The organism is Variovorax gossypii, assembly GCF_003965815.1.
GTDB classification, from domain to species: domain Bacteria; phylum Pseudomonadota; class Gammaproteobacteria; order Burkholderiales; family Burkholderiaceae_C; genus Variovorax; species Variovorax gossypii.
Genome location: NZ_RXOE01000005.1, coordinates 377,920 through 383,919 on the forward strand (window position 1 = coordinate 377,920; position 6,000 = coordinate 383,919).

Below are 6,000 nucleotides of genomic sequence, written 5' to 3' on the forward strand. Positions count from 1 at the left end.
CTGCGCACGTGCAGTGCCTGCAGCACAGCTGGCGAAGAAATAGAGACAAAACCACCAAGCTCCTCCTCGACCCCCTATTAGTTTCCTCATTGCAGCCCACGCGGCTTCCTGCGCGGCTGGCACGAACCAACAACATGCCCGATGCGGCCTTGAGGAGAAGAACATGAGCGCTTGGCGCTGGGGGATGCGCGCGTTGGAGCGGCACTGTTGCGGCCGATTTTTCGCAAGCGCACGGCGAAGTCGTGTTGACGGTGGGCGCGGCGCCGGCTCGACGACCGCTTGCGGCTCAACGGGCGGCGCCCGGCGGCACTGGTCTCAAGACGGTGAACGACCCACTGCAGAAACTCCTAGGTCGCCCGAGCAGTCAGTCGCCGCGACTGACCTGAGGCAAAGCCTTGACCACGACGCCCATCGCAGGGGAAGAGTGGCGTAGTGGGCGTGGTATCCGGTATTGGTCTGCGGCCAGTCCTCCAGCACAGCGACCAGGCGCCCGGACGAGAGGTGCTCGTCAACGGCATCGTCGGGCAACCAGGCCAGACCGCGCCCGCCAAGTGCCCCGGCGACGACCATGCCACTCGAGTCGAATACGAGCCGGCCGGTGACGTGCGCGTTGACCCGAATTCTTCAAGTCGAACCTGAAGTGATCCGGGAGTCCGCTGGGCGCGCACAGACCGAATGCCGCCAGTGGCGCCGTCCGGCGAGCGGGTTCAATGCTCCACGACCAGGTCCGGCCATTCCCGCCGCCATTGGTGCTCGAGCCGCGCCTTCTCTGCGCGGTGGCCCAGGGCGATGACCACAGGGATGACGGTGCCTCGCGGCAGCCCGAGGATCTGGCAGATCCTGGGTGCCGAAAAGCCTTCCATCGGGCAGGAGTCGATGCCTCTGGCGGCCGCGGCCAGCATCAGGGTCTGCGCCGCGAAGCTCGCGTTCCTTGCGGCCCACGAGCGGCTCCCCAGGTGGCCGATGGGGAGCAGCGCCAGGCTGGGTCGCACGAGCGCGGCGAGCGCTGCGAGCGGCGTCCAGAGGGCCCACGAGCCGAGTTCCAGGACGCGCCGGAACATCTTCACCTGCCCGCGGTGGTAGTCCTTCGAGCGCTCGGGCAGGCTGCTGGAGGCCTCGACGTAGGAAAGCTGTTGGCTCGCCGTCCGCAGCGCGATCTCGCGGCTCGCTGCGACGATCACCAGCGTGGGTGCGGAGACCGCGGCACGCTGCCCGCTGCAGGCCTCGGCCAGGCGCGCCTTCAATGCGGGTTCGCGCACCCAATGGAGCTGGTAGGGCTGTAGGTTGCCGCTCGAAGGCGCCCGGGCGGCCTCCTCGAGCACGGCGCGAACGTCGGCGTCGGGCAGCGCCGCCGGTGCGAATTCCCGGATGGCGCGCCGGCGTCGATTCACGTCCTGGAAGGCAGTCCAGAGCGGCGATGTGTCTTGCTTTTGCATGCTGAAATAGTAAGCTTTGACTTGTTTTTTTGAAACTTGCATTTGGAGCTTCGCGCCCATGAAAACCGTGCGGCCGACCACATCCCCCCGGAAACAGCCTCGGCAGGCGCGCTCGCGGGCCACGGTGGACGCCATTACGCAAGCTGCGGCTTACATTTTGGTGAAGCGCGGCTGGGAGGGTTTCACCACCAATGCGATCGCCGAGCGCGCCGGGGTGAACATCAGTTCCCTGTATCAGTTCTTCCCCAACAAGGAGGCCATCGTCGCCGAGCTGCAGCGCCGCCACATCGAGCAGACGCGCCGCAAGTTGGTGGAGGCGCTGCCCCGGCTGGCCGGGCAGCGCTCCTTGCGCGATGCGCTCCTGCTGCTGGTGGGCGCGATCGTGGACGAGCATCGCGTCGCGCCCGCCCTTCATCGCGCCTTCGCCGAGGAGCTGCCGCGGTCGGTGAAGTGCCCCACGGAGGATGAAGCGGCGCTCCGGCGCCAGGCGCTAGAGGCGCTGCGGCCGTTCATGAAGAACGTGCCGAATCCCGAGGTCGCGATAGAGATCGGCGTGGTCGCTGCGCGGGCCGTGATCAACGGCGCGGCGACGCATCGGCCTGAAGTGCTCGGCCTCCCGCAGTTCCGGGAAGAGGTGGTCGCCTTGCTCCAAGGGTACCTGCAGCGCCGGGCCTCATCAGCCTGAGTGGACGAAGTGATCACCAAGTCGAGGTCCGAAGAAGACGTTGGCATCAACTGGCGCTTCGCGCGGAGGAGGTAGCGGCGTGGCCATCAGGCTGAGCAGCATCGCAAACCGTCTCATAACGATGACTCTGGCGTTCGCGCTCAGCATTCCTGGCGACCGCTCAGGAGCGGTGTGCTGTCATTGTGAGCTTGAGGGCATCCAACGATGGGGCAGCAGGTCTGCAAGGTCGCGCGCCCGTTGGGTCGGGAGACGCATCAGCACGTCACGAAGGTATGCAGAAGCATCGTGGCCGTTGAGCTTCGCCGTTTGGATGAGGCTCATGATGGCCGCGGCTTGCTGCCCGGCCAGCAACGTCCCGGCGAACAGCCAATTCTTGCGTTCCGTGGCCCATGGCCTGATCTGCTGCTCGTCGAAATCGTTGTCGATGGGCAAGGCCGGGTCGCCAAGGTGGCGCGTGAGCGCCGCCCAGCGGTTCAGGCTGTAGTCCACGGCCCTTGCGGTCGCCGAGCCATCGGGCACCTTCGGCCGGAAATCCAGCAACCTGCTGTGCAGGACCTGCGCGATCGGCGCCGCGCGCGTTCGTCGTTCTCGCAAGCGCTCCTCAGGAGGCAAGTCCTTTGCCTCCCGCTCGATGCCGTAGAGCTGACAGATGAACTCGATGGCCGCGGCCGTCAGCGTGCTCTTGTTGGCCAGGTGCAGCTCCACGAACTTGCGGGTTTCAAGACCTGTTGCATCTTCAGATGGATCGGTCGGGCGTTCGCAGACACAGTTGCCTCACGGGCCCTTCCCAGCGGTCCTGGCGCTCTTTGCCGTCAACGAAGCGCGAAGGGGTGCCAGGTCGTAGAAGAAGTATGGCCCCGAATATGTCACGACCCCATCGTCGGCTTTCTCGGTGCTGCGTGGAACGATGACGACGGCTCTGTAGGGCTGTTTCGGCACGGAGAAAAGCACGCGTCTTTGCATGGATCGACCGGCTGCGAGCGGCTCGCCGAACGGTGTCTGACCTGCCTCTGGCGGGTTGACCAGCCGAGTCAGCATCTCATGGGGCTCGTACAACGCACCGGCCGCATCGACCAATCTGAACACGGGCTGGAACCTCACGAAAAGCGGCTGCTCCGCCATGTTCGTGATCTTCACGTGGAGCAGGACAAAGTCGCCCTTGTACTGCTTCGGTGAATCGGCGGCGCTGCTGTCCACGACGAGGTTGGCGTACCGGGCTTCCTGAAACTCAAAGGCGACGTTGTCCCGCGTCACCTGCGTGCCCCAGGCGAAGCTCTTTCTTTCTCCATCCCCGGCCATTGCGAGGAGTGGCGCGAAGGCCAGGCCGGCAGCCACCACCATTGCAGCCCAAGCGCCGCGCTCGTTCAGCCAACGCGCCAGCCAGCACAGAGGACTTGTTGCCATCATTGCCACTCGTAGCGCAAGCCCGAGCGCAGGCTCCATGTCCGCCGGATGCCTTTGGCGGCCAGGCTGGAAGCCTCGAAATAGACAAATCCTCGCCGCGGCAGGAATGCGAAGCGGCCGCCTACCCTCACTTCACCGCCCGCGCCGTTGCGGCTTTCGGTTTCAACAGGACGGCTGCCGCTCCCCTTGGCGGCAGTGATCGACAAACCATCGCCGAAATAGTTGATCGCAGAAAACCGCAGATAGATGTCACCGCTCAGGTCGAGCAACCGCACAGCCTTGCCCAGGAGCACGCTGGCCCCGACCGAGCCAGCGTCGTCGTTGTCCTGGCTGATGGTCACGCCGTTGCTCGCCACGTACTTCGTCTACGTCGGCCAGCTCGATGGCGGCGCCAGCGTGCGAGGCTTTGCCAGCGGCATCCAGAACCTGAGCGTGGGCCGCAACGACCTGCGCAGCCAGTACCTGGGCGTGTACGGCACCTACACCAGCGACAGCGGCTTCTATGCCGACGCGGTGGCGCAGTCGGGACGCCATCGCTACACGGTCGAGCCCCTGGCGAGCCCGGGCACGAGCGGCAAGGGCAACAGCCTGCTGGGCTCGATCGAAGTGGGGCAGGCCTTCGCGCTGGGCGGCAGCGGCTGGAGCATCGAGCCGCAGCTGCAGCTGATCCATCAGCACATGGACCTGAACAACTCCGTCATCGCCGGTGCGGTCGTCCAGCCGCAGGCCGACAGCGGCTGGATCGCCCGTGCGGGCGTGCGGGTCAAGGGCGAGATCGCTACGGGCGTCGGCACGCTGCAGCCGTACGGCCGCTTCAACGTCTACCGGACATCGAGCGGCGCGGACGTCGCCCGCTTCGTGAACGGCGCGACCACCACCGACATCTCCGCGCCGACCGGCGGCACGAGCACCGAACTCGCGGGCGGCTTCACGCTCGCGCTGGGCCAGTCGACCAGCCTCTACGGCGAAGTCGGCAAGCTCTGGGCGAGCGGCGGCAACGCCAGAGTGAAGAGCTCGATCAACGGGTCCGTCGGCGTGCGCATGAAGTGGTGAAACCTCGGCGGGGCAGAGATCCCGCCAGCCACGCCGCGAGACCACGACGGCCTATCGCTCGCCGGTGACCTCGAGTTCGACGCGTCGATTGGGTTGCAGACAGGCGATGAGCTGGGCGCGCTGCCGGCCGTCGACACACGAGACCAGCGGCTGCGTCTTGCCGACCCCGAAGGCGCGCAGTGCCGACGGCGGCAGGCCCCGTGCGATCAGGTAGTCACGCACGGTTGCAGCCCGCGCAGCCGACAGCGCCTGGTTGTACGCGTCGCTGCCCAGCCTGTCCGTGTGGCCGATCACGGTGATCGCGTCGAAGCGCTTGTACTGGCCCTTGAGCTGGGCGGCCAGTTGGTCGAGCTGCTCGCGTCCGTCGGCCGACATGTCGGCCATGCCCGACTTGTCAAAGGCAAACAGCGCATCGGCTGCCATCCTGAAGCGCTGCGGCGCGGAGGCGGCGGCAGCCGCCGGCACCGGCGCCGCCACATCGACCTTCGGCGAAAGGTAACCCGCGCAGGCCGGGTCCTTCCAGTACATCGCATCGGAGAGGCCGTCCCTGTAGACCACCTTGTACTGGCAGGTGACGAATTCGTCGCCACGGCCGGTGCGGAAGTTGAACAGGTAATCCCACTCCTTCGGGCCGAAGAGGCCTTCGCCGAAGTGCGGATAGCTGATGAGCTCGCGCACCTGGTTCTTCGTCATCCCCCGGCCGACGCGGCGCAACTGCTCCACATTGACGAAGGTGCCGCCCTTGAGCCAGGCGCTGCCCGCCTCAGGAAAGTGCACGGAGTCGGTGGCGGCAGGCGCCGCACCGCTCTGCTCGGGCACGGCGGTGCCCGTCGCGCAGCCTCCCAGCATCGCCACCAGGGCGGTCAGTGCGAGGCAATGGAATGTAGTGTGTGTTTTCATGGATGTTGTTCCTCTTGCGCTCAGTCGAACGAGAACCCGAAGCCCACGCGCACGATGGCCTTGCTGCCGCCGGTGGCCCAGCCCACGCCCGCATGCAGGGTGGTCTGCCCGTTCTCCGAGCGTTTGAGCAGGTTGAAGCCGATGCCGGCCTGCCCGTTGTAGCCTGCGACCGCACCGCTCACGTGGTAGCGCCCCGGCTCCACCGGCGTGACCACCGCCATCGCTGCCGAGGCCGCGATGCCCCCCGAGAGCATCCGCGTGTTGGCATCGACCTTGTCGCCCAGGGCATTGATGCGGTTGTTGAGACCGGCGCTGGTCGCATTGAGCTGGTTGACGTTGACGGCATCGGTGCCGGCCACGCCCGGCGCCACGTTGTGCACTGTGACCGGCGCGGTGGCATTGCTGCCGCCCATGGTCACGCTGTTGTAGTTGACCGAGCCGTCCGCGTTGGTGTCGTACTTCACCGTCGACTGGTCGATGGCGGCGACCGTGCCCTGCACGCCCCGCAGCTGCGAGACGTTC

General features: G+C 66.5%; 7 protein-coding genes and 2 pseudogenes. 2 read left to right on the top strand and 7 right to left on the bottom strand.

The features are described 5' to 3' along the window. Positions 1 to 315: 315 nt before the first annotated feature. Together EJP69_RS30120 and EJP69_RS20620 are read right to left on the bottom strand one after the other, a co-directional pair. On the bottom strand, positions 316 to 621 hold the full coding sequence (locus EJP69_RS30120) for a LysR substrate-binding domain-containing protein (RefSeq protein ID WP_420824228.1): 306 nt from the start codon (positions 619 to 621) through the stop codon (positions 316 to 318). An 86-nt stretch (positions 622 to 707) separates the two neighbouring features. Further along, entirely contained in the window at positions 708 to 1,436 is a 729-nt protein-coding gene (locus tag EJP69_RS20620) for a nitroreductase family protein (RefSeq protein WP_126472313.1), read from the bottom strand. A gap of 58 nt (positions 1,437 to 1,494) precedes the next feature. Here EJP69_RS20620 and EJP69_RS20625 point away from each other — a divergent pair, with 58 nt between their 5' ends. Further along, positions 1,495 to 2,121 carry a TetR/AcrR family transcriptional regulator gene (locus EJP69_RS20625; protein WP_093208558.1) on the top strand — a complete coding sequence of 209 codons (627 nt, stop codon included), beginning with the start codon at positions 1,495 to 1,497 and terminating at the stop codon, positions 2,119 to 2,121. A gap of 177 nt (positions 2,122 to 2,298) precedes the next feature. Here EJP69_RS20625 and EJP69_RS20630 read toward each other — a convergent pair. The 3 genes and pseudogenes from EJP69_RS20630 to EJP69_RS20640 form a co-directional block, all read right to left on the bottom strand. After that, positions 2,299 to 2,835 (bottom strand): annotated as a pseudogene (locus EJP69_RS20630) (IS66 family transposase); the annotation flags it as partial. A 60-nt stretch (positions 2,836 to 2,895) separates the two neighbouring features. Then, positions 2,896 to 3,564 carry a hypothetical protein gene (locus tag EJP69_RS20635; protein WP_170217198.1) on the bottom strand — a complete coding sequence of 223 codons (669 nt, stop codon included), beginning with the start codon at positions 3,562 to 3,564 and terminating at the stop codon, positions 2,896 to 2,898. Next, positions 3,525 to 3,866, bottom strand: a complete 342-nt coding sequence (locus EJP69_RS20640; protein ID WP_126472316.1) for a hypothetical protein — start codon at positions 3,864 to 3,866, stop codon at positions 3,525 to 3,527. Before EJP69_RS20640 ends, EJP69_RS20635 begins: the two co-directional genes overlap by 40 nt. A gap of 22 nt (positions 3,867 to 3,888) precedes the next feature. Here EJP69_RS20640 and EJP69_RS20645 point away from each other — a divergent pair. Next, positions 3,889 to 4,578 (top strand): annotated as a pseudogene (locus EJP69_RS20645) (autotransporter outer membrane beta-barrel domain-containing protein); the annotation flags it as partial. Between the two features lie 51 nt (positions 4,579 to 4,629). Here the strand turns inward: EJP69_RS20645 and EJP69_RS20650 are convergent. Both EJP69_RS20650 and EJP69_RS20655 read right to left on the bottom strand, forming a co-directional pair. After that, positions 4,630 to 5,478 carry an OmpA family protein gene (locus EJP69_RS20650; RefSeq protein WP_126472317.1) on the bottom strand — a complete coding sequence of 283 codons (849 nt, stop codon included), beginning with the start codon at positions 5,476 to 5,478 and terminating at the stop codon, positions 4,630 to 4,632. A gap of 20 nt (positions 5,479 to 5,498) precedes the next feature. Beyond that, the coding region (locus EJP69_RS20655) for a YadA-like family protein (RefSeq protein WP_206169366.1) at positions 5,499 to 6,000 on the bottom strand (502 nt) is incomplete at its 5' end.

Coding starts and splice junctions, on each gene's coding strand:
- EJP69_RS20625 (WP_093208558.1), top strand. CDS start 1,495: ATGAAAACCGTGCGGCCGACCACATCCCCCCGGAAACAGCCTCGGCAG.
- EJP69_RS20620 (WP_126472313.1), bottom strand. CDS start 1,436: ATGCAAAAGCAAGACACATCGCCGCTCTGGACTGCCTTCCAGGACGTG.
- EJP69_RS20635 (WP_170217198.1), bottom strand. CDS start 3,564: ATGGAGCCTGCGCTCGGGCTTGCGCTACGAGTGGCAATGATGGCAACA.
- EJP69_RS20650 (WP_126472317.1), bottom strand. CDS start 5,478: ATGAAAACACACACTACATTCCATTGCCTCGCACTGACCGCCCTGGTG.